At 64.2% G+C, this 16,201-nt stretch carries 14 protein-coding genes; 13 read left to right on the top strand and 1 reads right to left on the bottom strand.

Annotation, left to right across the window (positions count from 1 at the left end; translation table 11 throughout):
* Nucleotides 1-5 precede the first annotated feature (5 nt).
* The 8 genes from mreB to tldD all read left to right on the top strand — a co-directional run bounded on the left by mreB (nucleotide 6) and on the right by tldD (nucleotide 11,032).
* Entirely contained in the window at nucleotides 6-1,043 is a 1,038-nt protein-coding gene (gene mreB / locus BLR77_RS05850; RefSeq protein WP_013714086.1) for a rod shape-determining protein MreB, read from the top strand.
* A 131-nt stretch (nucleotides 1,044-1,174) separates the two neighbouring features.
* Nucleotides 1,175-2,149: a rod shape-determining protein MreC gene (gene mreC / locus BLR77_RS05845; protein ID WP_074675896.1), complete on the top strand. Its 975-nt coding sequence runs from the start codon at nucleotides 1,175-1,177 to the stop codon at nucleotides 2,147-2,149.
* Nucleotides 2,149-2,637 (top strand): rod shape-determining protein MreD, encoded by a 489-nt coding sequence (gene mreD, locus BLR77_RS05840; RefSeq protein WP_004424808.1) that lies wholly within the window; start codon nucleotides 2,149-2,151, stop codon nucleotides 2,635-2,637. Before mreC ends, mreD begins: the two co-directional genes overlap by 1 nt.
* Before the next feature lie 49 nt (nucleotides 2,638-2,686).
* Nucleotides 2,687-3,289, top strand: a complete 603-nt coding sequence (locus tag BLR77_RS05835; protein WP_074675895.1) for a Maf family protein — start codon at nucleotides 2,687-2,689, stop codon at nucleotides 3,287-3,289.
* A 103-nt stretch (nucleotides 3,290-3,392) separates the two neighbouring features.
* A complete protein-coding gene (rng, locus tag BLR77_RS05830) occupies nucleotides 3,393-4,850 on the top strand; it encodes a ribonuclease G (protein WP_074675894.1) in 1,458 nt (485 codons plus the stop codon).
* Nucleotides 4,851-4,867: 17 nt separating this feature from the next.
* On the top strand, nucleotides 4,868-8,689 hold the full coding sequence (locus tag BLR77_RS05825; protein ID WP_074675893.1) for a YhdP family protein: 3,822 nt from the start codon (nucleotides 4,868-4,870) through the stop codon (nucleotides 8,687-8,689).
* A gap of 49 nt (nucleotides 8,690-8,738) precedes the next feature.
* Nucleotides 8,739-9,587 carry a carbon-nitrogen hydrolase family protein gene (locus BLR77_RS05820; RefSeq protein ID WP_074675892.1) on the top strand — a complete coding sequence of 283 codons (849 nt, stop codon included), beginning with the start codon at nucleotides 8,739-8,741 and terminating at the stop codon, nucleotides 9,585-9,587.
* Between the two features lie 2 nt (nucleotides 9,588-9,589).
* Nucleotides 9,590-11,032 (top strand): metalloprotease TldD, encoded by a 1,443-nt coding sequence (gene tldD, locus BLR77_RS05815; RefSeq protein ID WP_074675891.1) that lies wholly within the window; start codon nucleotides 9,590-9,592, stop codon nucleotides 11,030-11,032.
* A gap of 12 nt (nucleotides 11,033-11,044) precedes the next feature.
* On the opposite strand, the gene yjgA is transcribed toward tldD, so the two are convergent.
* A complete protein-coding gene (yjgA, locus tag BLR77_RS05810; protein ID WP_055983985.1) occupies nucleotides 11,045-11,563 on the bottom strand; it encodes a ribosome biogenesis factor YjgA in 519 nt (172 codons plus the stop codon).
* 128 nt (nucleotides 11,564-11,691) lie between these two features.
* Here yjgA and pmbA point away from each other — a divergent pair, with 128 nt between their 5' ends.
* From pmbA to BLR77_RS05785, 5 genes are all read left to right on the top strand, one after another.
* Nucleotides 11,692-13,038, top strand: coding sequence for a metalloprotease PmbA (pmbA, locus tag BLR77_RS05805; protein ID WP_074675890.1), 1,347 nt, complete (start codon nucleotides 11,692-11,694; stop codon nucleotides 13,036-13,038).
* Nucleotides 13,039-13,216: 178 nt separating this feature from the next.
* Complete coding sequence (locus BLR77_RS25675) at nucleotides 13,217-13,609, top strand: hypothetical protein (RefSeq protein ID WP_074675889.1); 393 nt, start codon at nucleotides 13,217-13,219, stop codon at nucleotides 13,607-13,609.
* Nucleotides 13,602-14,990, top strand: coding sequence for a class II fumarate hydratase (locus tag BLR77_RS05795; protein WP_074675888.1), 1,389 nt, complete (start codon nucleotides 13,602-13,604; stop codon nucleotides 14,988-14,990). The genes BLR77_RS25675 and BLR77_RS05795 overlap by 8 nt, the downstream gene beginning before the upstream one ends.
* Nucleotides 14,991-15,109: 119 nt before the next feature.
* Complete coding sequence (locus BLR77_RS05790) at nucleotides 15,110-15,562, top strand: tetratricopeptide repeat protein (protein ID WP_074675887.1); 453 nt, start codon at nucleotides 15,110-15,112, stop codon at nucleotides 15,560-15,562.
* A 12-nt stretch (nucleotides 15,563-15,574) separates the two neighbouring features.
* Nucleotides 15,575-16,186, top strand: coding sequence for a superoxide dismutase (locus tag BLR77_RS05785; protein ID WP_074675886.1), 612 nt, complete (start codon nucleotides 15,575-15,577; stop codon nucleotides 16,184-16,186).
* Nucleotides 16,187-16,201 lie beyond the last annotated feature (15 nt).

Raw genomic sequence — 16,201 nt, 5'->3', positions numbered from 1 at the left:
TCCTAATGTTCAAGAAACTGCGTGGCATGTTTTCCAGCGATCTTTCGATCGACCTGGGCACTGCCAATACCCTTATTTATGTGCGCGAGCGCGGTATCGTCCTGAATGAACCGTCCGTGGTCGCTATCCGTACCCACGGCAACCAGAAGAGTGTCGTGGCCGTCGGCACCGAGGCCAAGCGTATGCTCGGCCGCACCCCCGGCAACATCTCCGCGATTCGCCCGATGAAGGATGGCGTGATCGCTGACTTCAGCGTCTGCGAGAAGATGCTGCAGTACTTCATCAACAAGGTTCACGAGAACAGCTTCCTGCAGCCTTCGCCGCGCGTGCTGATCTGCGTGCCGTGCAAATCGACTCAGGTCGAGCGCCGTGCCATTCGCGAATCGGCCCTCGGCGCCGGTGCCCGTGAAGTGTTCCTGATCGAAGAGCCGATGGCCGCTGCCATTGGTGCCGGCCTGCCGGTCGAAGAGGCGCGCGGCTCGATGGTCGTCGATATCGGTGGTGGTACCACCGAGATCGCCCTGATTTCCCTGAACGGCGTGGTGTATGCCGAGTCCGTGCGTGTTGGCGGCGACCGCTTCGACGAAGCCATCATCACCTACGTGCGCCGCAACTACGGCTCGCTGATCGGTGAAGGTACCGCTGAACGCATCAAGCAGGAAATTGGCACTGCCTACCCGGGTGGCGAGATCCGCGAAGTCGACGTACGCGGCCGTAACCTGGCCGAGGGCGTACCGCGCAGCTTCACCCTGAACTCCAACGAAGTGCTCGAAGCGCTGCAGGAATCCCTGGCGACCATCGTCCAGGCGGTCAAGAGCGCGCTGGAGCAATCGCCGCCCGAGCTGGCCTCGGACATCGCCGAGCGTGGCCTGGTGCTGACCGGTGGTGGCGCGCTGCTGCGTGACCTGGACAAGCTGCTGAGCCAGGAAACCGGTCTGCCGGTGATCGTTGCCGAAGACCCGCTGACCTGCGTCGCCCGTGGCGGCGGCAAGGCCCTGGAAATGATGGATCGCCACGCCATGGACCTGCTCTCCACCGAGTGAGTCCCACGGCTGTGGACGCTCGCCGTGCCGCCTCCGGGCGGCACGCGCATATTCGAGCATTGCAGTACACTCGGCCCAACCTTCGCCTGACCGGTTTGCCTTTCGCATGAATTCGCGCGCTTTCCGCCCATGTGGCGCACGAGGAGCAGGTCATTAAGCCGCTCTTCGCCAAAGGCCCCTCGCTGGGCATTCGCCTGCTGGTATTTGCCGTGCTGTCGGCAGTGCTGATGGTGGTCGATGCCCGCTTCGAGACGCTCAAACCGATGCGCAGCCAGATGGGGCTGGTGCTCACGCCCTTCTATTGGCTGGCCGATGTGCCCGTGCGTGCGTGGGACGGTGCGACTCAGCAGATTTCTTCGCGCAGCGAACTGATGGCCGAGAACGAGAAGCTCAAGGCCGAGGCCCTGCTGTTGCAGCGTCGCCTGCAGAAGCTGGCAGCGCTGACCGAGCAGAACGTGCGCCTGCGCGAGTTGCTCAACTCCGCCGCGCTGGTGGACGAGGAGGTTCTGGTCGGCGAGCTGATCGGTGTCGATCCCAACCCCTATACCCACCGCATCCTGATCGACAAGGGTGAGAAGGATGGCGTGTTCCTCGGTCAGCCGGTGCTCGATGCGCGCGGGCTGATGGGGCAGGTGGTCGAGATCATGCCCTACACCTCGCGCGTGCTGTTGCTTACCGACACCACCCACAGCATCCCGGTACAGGTCAACCGCAACGGCCTGCGTGCCATCGCCGTCGGCACCGGCAACCCGGAGCGCCTGGAGCTGCGCCACGTTGCCGATACCGCCGATATCAAGGAAGGCGATCTGCTGGTCAGCTCCGGCATGGGCCAGCGCTTCCCGGCCGGCTACCCGGTGGCCACGGTCAAGGAAGTGATTCACGACTCTGGCCAGCCGTTCGCCATCGTCCGTGCCGTCCCCACTGCCGCGCTCAATCGCAGCCGTTACCTGCTGCTGGTGTTCTCCGACCGGCGCACGCCCGAGCAGCGTGCCAATGATTCCGCCGAGGCTCAGGAAGCCGCCGACCGCGAAGCCGAGCAGGCGCGCAATGGCGAGGCGGCACCTGACGCACCGGCCGCGGACGCCCCCGCAGAGGAGACGAACTGATGGCTGGCGTACAGCCCCGTAACGGCTGGGTGATCTGGCTGAGCCTGGCGCTGGGCCTGCTGCTCAGCGTTTCGCCGCTGCCCGAGTTCATGCAGATCGGCCGCCCGCTGTGGGTCGCCTTGATCCTCACCTACTGGGTGCTGGCCCTGCCGCATCGTGTCGGCATGACCACCGCCTGGATTCTTGGCCTGGCGCAGGACGTGCTGTTCGGCACCCTGCTCGGGCAGAACGCCTTGATCCTCACCCTGATCACTTTTCTGGTGCTGAGTCTGCATCAGCGCCTGCGCATGTTCCCCATGTGGCAGCAGAGCATGGTGCTGATGGTGGTGTTCGGCCTCGCCCAGCTGGTTCAGCTGTGGCTCAACGCCCTGACCGGTAGCCGTCCTCCAACCCTGGCCTTCGTCCTGCCGGCACTGGTCAGTGCCCTGCTGTGGCCCTGGATCTGCGCCATCCTGCGCGGTCTGCACCTGCGCCTCAACGTCAACTGAACGCGGCCTGCCGCACGGCTGGCCGCAGTTCGCCAAGGGAGATACCCGCATGGCCGAGCTGTTTCTGGCCTCCGCCTCGCCCCGTCGCCGTGAATTGCTGGCTCAGATCGCTGTGCCTTGCGTCACGCAAATCGCCTCGATAGATGAAAATCCATTGCCAGCCGAGCCGGCAGCAGCCTATGTAGAGCGTCTGGCGCGGGAGAAAGCGCGTGCCGGTCTGCTCGCCTTGGGCGGGCGTGACGATGCCGTGGTGCTGGGCGCCGACACCGCTGTGGTGCTGGATGGACGCATTCTCGGCAAACCGGCGGACTTCAATGAGTCGCGCGCCATGCTTCGGGCCCTGTCGGGGCGCAGCCATCAGGTGCTGACGGCCGTGGCGCTGGTCGGTGGCGGTCGCGAGGCGGCGCGCGTGGTCAGCAGTGAGGTGAGCTTTCGTCCTATCAGCGAGGCGGAAATCGAGGCCTACTGGGCCAGCGGCGAACCATGTGACAAAGCGGGCAGTTATGGTATCCAGGGGTTGGCGGCCGTGTTCGTCAGCCAATTGCAGGGCAGCTATTCGGCAGTGGTCGGTCTGCCGCTGTGCGAAACTGCCGAACTGCTTGGCGAATTCGGTATTGCCTGCTGGCAGTTGCCGGCGAAAGGGCCGCGCTAGGAGCCCAGGCGGTGGCAGCATAGGTAGTTTTTGGACGTGCCCGAAAGCTTGAGTCCGCGGGGCGGTGCAGTAGCCCGGCCGGCATGATCACCAGGATGGATGCATGAGCGAAGAGATTCTGATCAATATCACGCCGATGGAGTCGCGCGTGGCGGTGGTGGAAAACGGTGTGCTGCAGGAAGTGCACGTCGAGCGCACGCAGAAGCGCGGCATCGTCGGCAATATCTACAAGGGCAAGGTCGTACGGGTGCTGCCTGGTATGCAGGCCGCCTTCGTCGATATCGGTCTGGAGCGCGCGGCCTTCATCCATGCCTCGGAGATTTCCACCCGCGAGGGTGCTGCGGTGGAGCCCATCAGCGCCCTGGTGCACGAAGGGCAGAGCCTGGTGGTGCAGGTCACCAAGGACCCCATCGGCAGCAAGGGCGCGCGTCTGACCACCCAGCTGTCGATCCCTTCGCGTTACCTGGTATACATGCCGCGCACCAGTCATGTCGGCATTTCCCTGAAGATCGAAGATGAAGCCGAGCGCGAGCGCCTCAAGCAGGTGGTCGCCGATTGCGTCGCCGCCGAAGGCATCGAGGAAGCCGGCGGCTTCATCCTGCGCACCGCTGCCGAGGGCGCTGGCGCCGACGAGATTCTGATCGACATCCGTTATCTGCGTCGCCTGTGGGACCAGATCGGTGCGCAGATCCAGAACAGCAAGGCGCCCACGGTGATCTACGAGGATCTGTCCCTGGCGCTGCGTACCCTGCGTGACCTGGTCAGCCCGCGCACCGAGAAGATTCGCGTGGACTCGCGGGAAACCTTCCAGAAGATCACCCAGTTCGTCGCCGAATTGATGCCGGAGATTGCCGATCGTCTGGAGCACTACCCAGGCGAACGGCCGATCTTCGATCTGTACGGTGTCGAGGACGAAATCCAGCGCGCACTGGAGCGCAAGGTGCCGCTGAAGTCCGGCGGCTACCTGGTGGTCGACCCCGCCGAGGCGATGAGCACCATAGACGTCAACACCGGCGCCTTCGTCGGCCATCGTACCCTCGAAGAAACCATCTTCAAGACCAACCTCGAGGCGGCCACGGCCATTGCCCGCCAGCTGCGTCTGCGCAACCTGGGCGGCATCATCATCATCGACTTCATCGACATGGAGGACGAGGAGCATCAGCGTCAGGTGCTGCGCACCCTGGAAAAGCAGCTCGAGCGTGATCACGCCAAGACCAACATCATCGGCATCACCGAACTGGGCCTGGTGCAGATGACCCGCAAGCGTACCCGCGAAAGCCTCGAGCAGATCCTCTGCGAGCCCTGCAGCGCCTGCCAGGGGCGCGGCAAGTTGAAGACGCCGGAGACCATCTGCTACGAGATCTTCCGCGAGATTCTGCGTGAAGCGCGTGCCTACCAGGCGGAAAGCTATCGCGTGCTGGCCAATCAGAAGGTGGTCGATCGCCTGCTCGATGAAGAGTCGGGCAACGTCGCCGATCTGGAAGCCTTTATCGGACGTACCATCAAGTTCCAGGTGGAAACCATGTATTCCCAGGAACAGTACGACGTGGTGCTGCTCTGAGCACGGGGGCCGTCGAGGTGAACGCCCTGGCGCGCCTTTTTTCGGCGCTGCTGCGCTGGGGCCTGGGTCTTTGCGCCGCCTTGCTGGTGCTGGCTGCGCTGTACGTCAGCCTGGGCCGTGAGCTGGTGCCGCTGGTCGCCGAATATCGGCTCGAACTGGAAGACCGTGCCACGGCGCAGCTGGGTGTGCCGGTTCGTATCGGTCGCCTCGAAGGTCGTTGGCAGGGTTTTGCCCCGGTGCTGGAGGCGCATGACGTACGCCTGGGTAGCGAAGAGGAAGGCCTCAGTCTGGAGCGCGTGCGACTGGTGCCGGATGTGGGCGGTAGCCTGCTGGCACGCCAGCCGCGCATCGCCCACCTGCAGTTCGACGGTCTGCAACTGAACGTGCAGCAGAACGCCGAAGGTGGCTGGCAGTTGCAAGGGGGGCCACAGCGCAGCGGTCCTGAGCTGAATGTCGAACAGTTACTGGAGCAGTTGCAGATCGTGCACCGCATCAGTCTGCTCGACAGTCGCGTGGTGGTGCAGCCGCTCGATCAGGAGCCGCTGCTGCTCAGCTACGTCAACCTGAGCCTGCGTTACGGCAGCAACAGTCAGCGCCTCGACGGCCGCCTGCTGCTGCCCGATGGTCAGCCTGTGGCGCTGCGGCTGCGCACGCGCATGCAGCCCAAGACCTGGCGCGAGGCGCAGTCCGAGCTTTATCTGAGCCTGCCGCAGAGCGACTGGGCCACCTGGCTGCCCAAGTCGCTGCTTGGCGACTGGCAGGTGCAGCGCTTGCAGGCCGGCGGTGAGCTGTGGCTGGAGGGCCGTGGCCTGGCCTTGGACCAGGGCGCCTTGCGTCTGCATGCCCCAGAGCTGGCCGGCGGCCAGGCCAAGCATGAGGCGGTGACGCTCAAGGACCTGGCCTTCAATGCCTTCTTCACGCAAGACAAGCAGGGCGTGCGGGCGCAGATCGACTCCCTGGCCTTGACCCATGATGAGCAGCGCATCGGCGAGCTGCACCTGAACCTGAAGCAGCAGGATACGGGCGAAGCCGACGAGCGCTGGGCGCTGACGGCTGATCGTCTTGATCTCGCTGCCTGGTCTCCGTTGGTTCACGCGCTGGTGCCGATGCCCGATGCCGCACGCGATGTGCTGGTCGCGCTGGCTCCGGTTGGCGCGGTCAACAACCTGTTGCTCGACTATTACCCGCAGCGTGAAGGCGCCGAGCGCTTGCAGTTCGCCGCCAATCTGGACAAGGTGGGCATTCAGGCCTATCACGGTGCGCCGGCGGCCGAGAACGTCAGTGGCAGTGCCTCGGGCAATATGTTCCAGGGTGAACTGCGCCTGAACAGCGAGAATTTCGCCCTGCATCTGGATCAACTGTTCCCCAAACCCTGGCGTTATCGGCATGCCCAGGCGCGGTTGAGCTGGGACTGGAGTGAAACCGGCCTGACCCTGTACAGCCCCTATATGCGCGTGGACGGCGAGGAAGGGCAGGTCGCCGGGGACATGCTGATCCGCCTGCTGAGCGATCCCGAGGCCGAAGACTACATGGACCTTCGCGTCGGTATGCGCGACGGCGATGCGTCCTACACCGAGAAGTACCTGCCGAGCCGCGCGCCCGGCATGAGCGCCGAGCTCGATCATTGGTTGAAGACGGCGATCCGCGCGGGCCACGTCGAAGAAGGCTACTTCCAGTATCAGGGGTCGCTGAACAAGGGCGCACCGTTGGGCGCACGCAGCCTCAGCCTGTTCTTCAAGGTCAAGGATGCCGAGTTGGCCTTCCAGCCTGGCTGGCCGTCGCTGCGTGACGGCGTGGGCGAGGTGCTGATCGAGGACGATGCGGTGCGTGTGCGTCTGCAGAGCGGGCGTTTGCTGGAGAGCCAGGTCAATGACGTCACTGCCAATATCCCCCTGCGCCATGACGGCAAACCGCCGCGCCTGGAACTCGATGGTCAGGTCCAGAGCAGCCTGACTGACGCCATCAAACTGTTGCAGGAAGCGCCTCTGGGGACAGCGGAGATCTTTGCCGGTTGGCAAGGTGAAGGGCCTCTGGCCGGGCGCCTGCAGCTGGATATTCCGTTGCAGAAAGGGTTGCCGCCCGGTGTGGTGGTGGACTTCGCCACCAAGGGCGCCAACCTCAAACTGGCCAATCCCGACCTGCAACTGAGCAAGGTGCAGGGTGCGTTTCGCTTCGATAGCGCTGCCGGGCTGAGCGCGCCGGATGTTCGCGCCGAGGTCTTCGGGCGTCAGGTGCGCGGCACTATCCGCGCCGAGGGTGCGCGCGGGCAGGCACGCACGCTGTTCGATCTGCGTGGACAGGTCCAGGTCGATACCCTCAGCCAGTGGCTGGGTGGGCCGCAAAAGTTGCCGGCCAGCGGACTGCTGCCTTATCGCCTGCGTCTCACCCTGGATGGCGATGACAGCAAGCTGCGCGTCGACTCCAATCTGCGCGGTGTAGCGATCGATCTACCAGCCCCCTTCGGCAAGAAGGCGGAGCAGGAGCGTGATACCGATTGGCGCATGACCCTTTCCGGGCGCGAGCGTCGTTACTGGGCGAATTATGGTGAGCTGGCCAGCCTGAGTCTGGCCGCACCTCCGGGGGCGCTGGCTGACGGCCGTGGTGAGGTGGTGCTCGGTGGTGGTGCTGCGGGGTTGCCGCCCGGCCAGGGGCTGCGAGTGCGTGGGCGTCTGGATGAGCTGGACCTGGATGCCTGGAAACAGCTCGGCAGCCAACATCCGGTCAAGGTGGATGCTGACAGCCAGCGCCTGTTCCGTAGTGCGCGGCTGGATATCGGACGTTTCCGCGGCTTTGGTCAGGAGGTCGAGCAACTGACGCTTGGCCTGGAACGAGAAGCTCAGGGCTGGGCCTTGCAGCTCGACAGCGAGCTGGCAGCCGGGCGCGTGCTGCTGGCTGATGCCGAGGGTGTGCCTATTCGCATCGATCTGCAGCATGTGCGGTTGCCGGCGCCGGATCCCGAGGCGACGAAAGTCAGCGATGCGCCCGATCCTCTGGCCGATATCGACCCTCGGCAGATTCCTGCACTGGATATCAATATTCAGCGCGTGCAGCGCGGTGACAAGGTGCTGGGCGCCTGGTCACTCAAGGTCAGGCCCGAAGCTCAGGGTGTGCGCTTCGAGGAGCTCGACCTCGACCTGCAGGGGCTGAAGATCGGTGGTAGCGCCGGCTGGCGGGGTACGCCGGGCAACACCAGCAGTTGGTACAAGGGGCGCATGCAGGGCGAAGATCTGGGCAAGGTGTTGTTGGCCTGGAACTTCGCTCCGAGCGTCACCAGCGAGAGTTTCCGTGTGGACGCCGACGGCAACTGGCCCGGCTCACCGGCCTGGTTCTCGCTCAAGCGCTTCTCCGGCAATCTCGACGCCTCGCTGCGCAAAGGTCAGTTCGTCGAAGTGCAGGGCTCGGCTCAGGCGCTGCGCGTGTTCGGCCTGCTCAACTTCAACTCCATTGGCCGCCGCCTGCGTCTGGACTTCTCCGACCTGTTGGGCAAGGGGCTGAGTTACGACCGGGTCAAGGGTAACCTGCAGGCGATCAATGGCCTGTTCGTGACTCACGAACCGATCACCCTGAGCGGACCTTCGAGCAACCTGGAGCTCAATGGCAATCTCGACATGCGCAACGAGCGCATCGACGCCAAGCTGCTGGTGACCCTGCCGGTGACCAACAACCTGCCGCTGGCGGCGTTGATCGTCGGCGCCCCGGCCATTGGTGGGGCGCTGTTCGTGGTGGACAAATTGCTCGGCGACAGGGTCGCCCGCTTCGCCAGTGTGCAGTACGACGTCAAGGGCCCGATGCAGGACCCGGAGATCAGCTTCGACAAGCCCTTCGAAAAACCGCAATGAGGTCGTCTCTTGGCGTACGCTGTTACTCCAAGAACCGATGAGTGACGCCATGAATCTCGCTGTAATCCAGATGGTCAGCCAGGACGACGTGCAAACCAACCTGCGTCTGGCCCGCCGTATGCTGGAGCGTGCCGCGCAGGGCGGTGCGCGCCTCGCCGTGTTGCCCGAGAACTTTGCTGCCATGGGCCGTCGTGACCTGGCTGCCATCGGTCGCGCCGAGGCATTGGGCGAGGGGCCGATCCTGCCGTGGTTGAAACGCGCTGCGCGTGACCTCAGTTTATGGATAGTGGCCGGCACCTTGCCGCTGCCTCCCGACGATGATGCCGACGGCAAGCCGCACGCCTGCTCACTGCTGATCGATGATCAGGGCGAGCGTGTGGCCCGTTACGACAAGCTGCACCTGTTCGATGTCGATGTCGCCGACAACCGTGGTCGTTATCGCGAGTCCGACGATTTCGCCCATGGCCAACGTGTGGTCGTCGCGGATACACCGGTGGGGCGCCTGGGGCTGACGGTGTGTTACGACCTGCGCTTCCCTGAGCTGTTCGGTGCGCTGCGTGAAGCCGGCGCCGAGCTGATCAGCGTGCCGGCAGCGTTCACCGCCGTGACCGGTGCGGCGCATTGGCAGGTCTTGACCCGCGCCCGCGCCATCGAAACCCAGTGCTATGTACTGGCGGCCGGGCAGGGCGGTGAGCACCCCGGTCAGCGTCTGACGTTCGGCCACTCGGCGATCATCGACCCATGGGGTCAGGTGCTGGTCGAGCAGGATCAGGGAGAAGGGGCCTTGCTGGCTCCCCGCGATGCCGCCGAGCAGGCGAACATTCGCCAGCGCATGCCGGTGCAGCAGCACCGCCGATTCTTTTCATCGGACGTACCGCGTCCGATTGTTGTGGAGTGACCATGAATACGATGTTGCAATCCGTCAGCGAGCATCTGCTTGCGCCCGGTAACCTGACGTTCGACAGCCTCAGCAGCGTGCTGGGCGAAGTCGCAGGTCCAGGCATCGATGCCGCCGATCTGTACTTTCAAAGCCAGGTTTCGGAAACCTGGGTACTGGAGGATGGCATCGTCAAGGAAGGCAGTTTCAACCTCGATCAGGGCGTTGGTGTGCGCGCCCAGTCCGGCGAGAAGACCGGTTTTGCCTACAGCAACGCGATCAGCCTCGATGCGCTGACCCAGGCCGCACAGGCCGCGCGTTCGATCTCGCGTGCTGGCCAGCAGGGCCGTGTGCAGGCTTTCGTCAGCCCGCAGGTGACCCAGTTGTATGCCGAAGGCAACCCGCTGGACGTCATGAGCCGCGCCGAGAAGGTCGAATTGTTGCAGCGTATCGACCGCGCCACGCGCGCGCTCGACCCGCGCATCAAACAGGTCACCGTGAGCCTGGCCGGGGTCTGGGATCGCATTCTGGTCGCTGCCCATGACGGCAGCCTCAGCGCCGATATCCGCCCGTTGGTGCGCTTCAATGTCAGCGTCATCGTCGAGCAGAATGGTCGCCGCGAGCGCGGTGGCCATGGCGGTGGCGGACGTACCGACTACCGCTATTTCCTCGATGAAGACCGCGCCATGGGCTATGCCCGCGAGGCGCTGCGCCAGGCGCTGGTCAACCTCGAGGCCATCGCAGCACCCGCCGGTAGCATGCCGGTGGTGATGGGCGCCGGCTGGTCCGGCGTGCTGTTGCACGAAGCGGTCGGCCACGGCCTGGAAGGCGACTTCAACCGCAAGGGCAGTTCGGCCTACAGCGGCCAGGTCGGCCAGAAGGTTGCTTCCAGCCTGTGCACCATCGTCGATGACGGCACCCTGGCTGGCCGTCGCGGCTCGCTCAGCGTCGACGACGAAGGCACGCCGACCCAGTGCACCACGCTGATCGAGAACGGCGTGCTCAAGGGTTACATGCAGGACAAGCTCAACGCCCGCCTGATGGGCGTGGCCGCCACCGGCAACGGGCGTCGCGAGTCTTACGCGCACCTGCCGATGCCGCGCATGACCAACACCTACATGCTGGCTGGCGAAAGCGATCCGGAAGAAATCATTCGTTCGGTGAAGAAGGGCATCTACTGCGCCAACCTGGGTGGCGGCCAGGTGGACATCACCAGCGGCAAGTTCGTCTTCTCCACCAGCGAGGCCTACCTGATCGAGGACGGCAAGATCACTGCGCCGGTCAAAGGCGCCACCTTGATCGGCAATGGCCCTGAGGCCATGAGCCGCGTGTCCATGGTCGGCAATGATCTGGCGCTGGACAGCGGCGTCGGCACGTGCGGCAAAGACGGTCAGTCGGTGCCGGTGGGCGTCGGCCAGCCGACGCTGAAGATCGACGCGATCACCGTTGGCGGCACTGGTGCGTAAAGCGAAGCAGGTTCAGCGCAGGCCGCGGTGGATTTCGTCGAGCTCGCGGATGTACTTGAACACCTTGCGCGCCGCAGCCGGTGGCTTGTTGCGCGCGGCTTCGTGCTGAGCATGACGGACCAGGCCGCGCAGGTGCTGGACGTCAGCGTCGGGGTAGAGCTCGACGAAGCTCTCCAGCGCGCTGTCGCCTTCGGCGATCAGGCGGTCACGCCAGCGCTCGAGGGCGTGAAAGCGTTCGTTGTACTCGCGGGTGGAGCTGTCCACCTGGTCGAGCATGGCGACGATCGCGTCGACATCCTGTTCGCGCATCAGCTTGCCGATGAACTGGATGTGGCGTTTGCGCGCGGCGTTGGCGGTATGTTTCGGCGCTTCGGCGAGGGCGCGGCGTAGGGCATCGGTCAGCGGCATCTTGGCCAGCAGATCCGCCTTGAGCGTGGTCAGTCGCTCGCCAAGGTCCTGCAGGGCATGCAGTTCGCGTTTGACCTGGGATTTGCTCTTCTCCAGGGAGAAGTCGTCGTAGGAATCAGACATGGGGTGGGTCCAGAGGGAAACGCCGCCATGATAGCAGTAACCGTGACTGCCGGCCCGTGGGCGGGCAGTCGAGAGCAGGCCTTGGGTTCGTCCAGAGAGTGCCTGCGCCAAGAGAATCGGGAGTGGTTATGAGTGAAGTAGAACGCATCGGGCCGCAGGCTTTGCCAGCGCTGCAAGAGCAGGTCGAGGCCATTCTCGCCGAGGCCAGGCGCCAGGGTGCCAGTGCCTGCGAGGTCGCGGTCTCGGCTGGTCAGGGCCTGTCCACCACGGTGCGCCAGGGTGAGGTGGAGACCGTCGAGTTCAATCGCGACCAGGGTTTCGGCATCACCCTGTACGTTGGCCAGCGCAAGGGCTCGGCCAGCACCTCGGCCACCGGTAGCGAGGCCATTCGTGAGACCGTGGCGGCGGCCCTGGCGATTGCCAAACATACCAGCGAGGACGAGTGCGCCGGCCTGGCCGATGCCGCACTGATGGCCCGAGAGCTGCCTGAGCTGGATCTCTATCACCCCTGGTCGATCACCCCGGAGCAGGCGGTGGAGCAGGCGCTGGCCTGTGAAGCTGCGGCTTTCGCGGCTGACCAGCGGATCAAGAACGCCGATGGCACCAGCCTCAATACCCATCAGGGTTGCCGTGTGTATGGCAACAGCCACGGTTTCGTCGGCGGTTATGCCAGCACCCGCCATAGCCTGAGTTGCGTGATGATCGCCGAAGGTGAGGGGCAGATGCAGCGCGACTACTGGTACGACGTCAATCGTCAGGGTGAACTGCTGGCCGATGCGGCGGGTATCGGCCAGCGCGCCTCCGAGCGTGCGGTCAGCCGTCTTGGTGCGCGTCCGGTACCCACCTGCGAAGTGCCGGTGTTGTTCGCCGCCGAGCTGGCAGGTGGGCTGTTTAGCCACCTGCTGGCGGCCATCTCCGGTGGCAACCTGTATCGCCAGTCCTCCTTCCTTGAAGGCGCCCTCGGCCAGCGGCTGTTCCCTGAGTGGCTGAGCCTCGACGAACGTCCGCATCTGCCACGCGCACTGGGTAGCGCGACCTTCGACGGCGATGGCCTGGCCACCTACGCCAAGCCGTTCGTGGAGAAGGGCGAGCTGGTGTCCTACGTGCTCGGCACCTATTCCGGGCGCAAGCTGGGTTTGCCGAGTACCGCCAACTCCGGCGGTGTGCACAACCTGTTCGTCACCCATGGCGATGAGGATCAGCAGGCGCTGATTCGCCGCATGGGCCGTGGCCTGTTGGTCACCGAACTGATGGGGCAGGGCCTGAATCTCGTTACCGGTGACTATTCCCGTGGCGCGGCGGGCTTCTGGGTGGAGAACGGTGAAATCCAGTTCCCGGTGCAGGAGGTGACCATTGCCGGCAACCTGCGCGACATGTTCCGGCAGGTCGTCGCGGTCGGGCGCGATCTGGAACGGCGCGGCAATATCTGCACCGGCTCGGTGCTGATCGAGAAGATGACTGTCGCCGGTAGCTGAGTGCCGTCATGCTCTGGCAATAAGTAACGCGCGGCCTTGCGGGCCGCGCGTATCCCGCAAGCTGCGGTCCGGCCCGGACGAGGGCGGACCCGCTTCTATTTGAAAGTCCACATATTCTGTGTATTGATTATTTTTCTCAAAAGAGAATAAATATCATTTCATTGATAGGTGGACGCCCATGTTCTATCCCTTCTTCACGCCTTGCTTGAACTGCTGGCATTGGCAGGGCTTTCTCGTGCGCTGCGCCCTGCGGCCCGATGAACCCCGCCTGCTCGATTTCCACGAATGGCACGGGTGGCAACTGGTGGATCGTGGCCTGCTGGACGCCTGGCGGGTCTCGCGCATCACGCTGGAACTGTTGCTCGACACCGCCTGTGACCCGGCATTGCCCTGGCATTGGCGCGCCCTCTGCCTGGATCGTGCCTACCGGCCTCTGCGGGTCATGCAGCAACAGGCCAACGACCTTTCTCGTCAGCGCAGCCTGAACCTCCTGCTCAATCGTCTGGCGACCCTGCGCCTGCAACCTTCCCTCTCATTCAACGAATCGGCACAAGGACATTCCTATGAGTGACACCCACGGTGACTTCCGTATCGAGCGCGACAGCATGGGCGACCTGGAGGTGCCGAGCACGGCGCTCTATGGTGCGCAGACCCAGCGCGCGGTCAACAACTTCCCGGTGTCCGGGCAGCGCATGCCGGCGCCCTTCATCCGTGCGCTGATTCTGGCCAAGGCTGCTGCCGCGCGGGCCAACGTCGAGTTGCAGCAGCTCGAGCCAGCCATGGGTGATGCCATCGTTGCGGCCTGCCAGCAGTTGCTCGAAGCCGACTTCATGGCGCATTTCCCGGTGGACGTGTTCCAGACCGGCTCCGGTACCAGTTCCAACATGAACGCCAACGAGGTGATCGCCACCCTGGCCAGCCGCATTCTTGGCGACCAGGTCAGCGCCAACGATCACGTCAATTGCGGCCAGAGCAGCAATGACATCATCCCCACCACCATTCACGTCAGTGCCGCCATCGAGTTGCATGAACACCTGCTGCCGGCGCTCGGTCATCTGCTCAAGGTGCTGTGCGACAAGTCGCTGGAGGTTCAACCCTACATCAAGACCGGCCGCACTCACCTGATGGATGCCATGCCGGTGCGCATGAGCCAGGTGCTGGACGGCTGGGGACAGCAGATCCAGGCCAACATCGAGCACCTGCGCGCACTGCAGCCCAGCCTTCAGGCGCTGGCGCAGGGCGGCACCGCCGTTGGTACCGGAGTCAACGCCCATCCTTGCTTCGCTGAGCAGTTCTGCTGTGAGCTGGGTCGTCTGACCGGCGTGAACTTCACCTCCGCTGGCAACTTCTTCGCATTGATCGGCTCGCAGGACACCGCAGTGGCCGTCTCTGGTCAGCTCAAGACCACGGCGGTTTCGCTGATGAAGATCGCCAACGACCTGCGCTGGATGAACTCGGGACCGCTGGCGGGGCTGGCGGAGATCGAGCTGGAGGCCCTTCAGCCCGGCTCTTCGATCATGCCGGGCAAGGTCAATCCGGTGATCCCCGAGGCGGCGGCCATGGTCGCGGCGCAGGTGATCGGCAACGACGCGGCCATCGCCATCGCCGGGCAGTCCGGCAACTTCGAACTGAACGTGATGCTGCCACTGATCGCCGACAACCTGCTCTACAGCATGCAGCTGCTGAGCAATGTCAGCCGCCTGTTGGCCGACCGCGCCATCGCCAGCTTCAAGGTCAATCAGCCCAAGCTCAGGGAGGCGCTGGAGCGCAACCCGATCCTGGTCACGGCGCTGAATCCGCTGATCGGCTATCTCAAGGCCGCCGACATCGCCAAGCAGGCCTACCGCGAGGGCCGGCCGATCATCGAGGTGGCGCTGGAGCACACCGACCTTTCGCGAGCGCAGCTCGAGCAACTGCTGAACCCGGAAAAACTAACCGAAGGCGGCCTCTGAGCTGCTTTCTTCTCGGCGTCTGTTCACGAGCCAGGTTCGGCCATGCAGTCAATGCACGTTATTGGCAAGCTCAGGTCGTGATGGCTGATCGTGGGCAGGCTCTCACCAGGAGGTCTGTCATGGAGCACTGGAAAACCACCATCGAAGCCGGTAACCGCTGTTTCTCCGAGGGCGATTGGGTACGGGCTCGCGAGCTCTACCTGCAGGCGCTGGCAGAGGCACAGGTAATGTTCGGGCGCTGGCCTGATCACAACATGGCGGTGGCGGCCTTTGTGATTTCCCATCACAACCTGGCCGATCTGCACCTGGCACTGGGGCAACCGGAGGAGGCCGCGGAAAACCTCTGCGCCAGCCACGAGCGCCTGCTACAGACCCTGGCCGACAGCCAGCGGCCGCAGGCGCTGCGCGAGATCGCCTTGCACCACAGTCGCCGTACCTACGTGGAGCTGTTGCAGTTCATCAGCGAGCACGGGGCCTTCCCGCGCACCGATCGCTTGCTGGGGGCTTCGCAGCGCCATGCCTGGCAACGTCCCACCGTCAATCCAGCCAGCCATGGCCGCTACTATCACTGAAGGAGAACGCTCATGCCTCATCGCCTGCCGCCACTGCCTTACGCCTACGATGCCCTGGAGCCGCATATCGATGCGCAGACCATGGAAATCCACTACAGCAAGCACCATCAGACCTACATAAACAATCTGAACACGGCACTGGAGGGAACGTCCTATGCAGAAGTACCGGTGGAAGACCTGCTGATCCGCCTGGGCGAGATGCCGCCAAACCTGCACGCGGCATTGATCAACCAGGGCGGGGGGCATGCCAACCACACGCTGTTCTGGACGGTCATGTCACCTGCGGGTGGCGGTGAGCCCCATGGCGAACTGGCGGCGGCGATCGATGCCGAACTGGGTGGTTTCGCGGCGTTCAAGGAGGCCTTTACCAAGGCCGCGCTGAGCCGTTTCGGCAGCGGCTGGGCATGGCTGAGCGTGACGCCGCAGAGGACGTTGGTGGTGGAAAGCAGCGCCAATCAGGACAGCCCGTTGATGCACGGCAACACACCGATCCTGGGACTGGATGTCTGGGAACATGCCTACTACCTGCGCTACCAGAACCGCCGGCCGGAGTACATCGGCGCCTTCTACAACGTCATCGACTGGGACGAAGTGGCGCGCCGATACCGACAGGCCCTGAGCTGAACAGGCGGATAGCGA

Source organism: Ectopseudomonas alcaliphila (assembly GCF_900101755.1).
Classification (GTDB): Bacteria; Pseudomonadota; Gammaproteobacteria; order Pseudomonadales; family Pseudomonadaceae; genus Aquipseudomonas; species Aquipseudomonas alcaliphila.
This window is presented reverse-complemented; position numbering and strand designations above follow the sequence as displayed.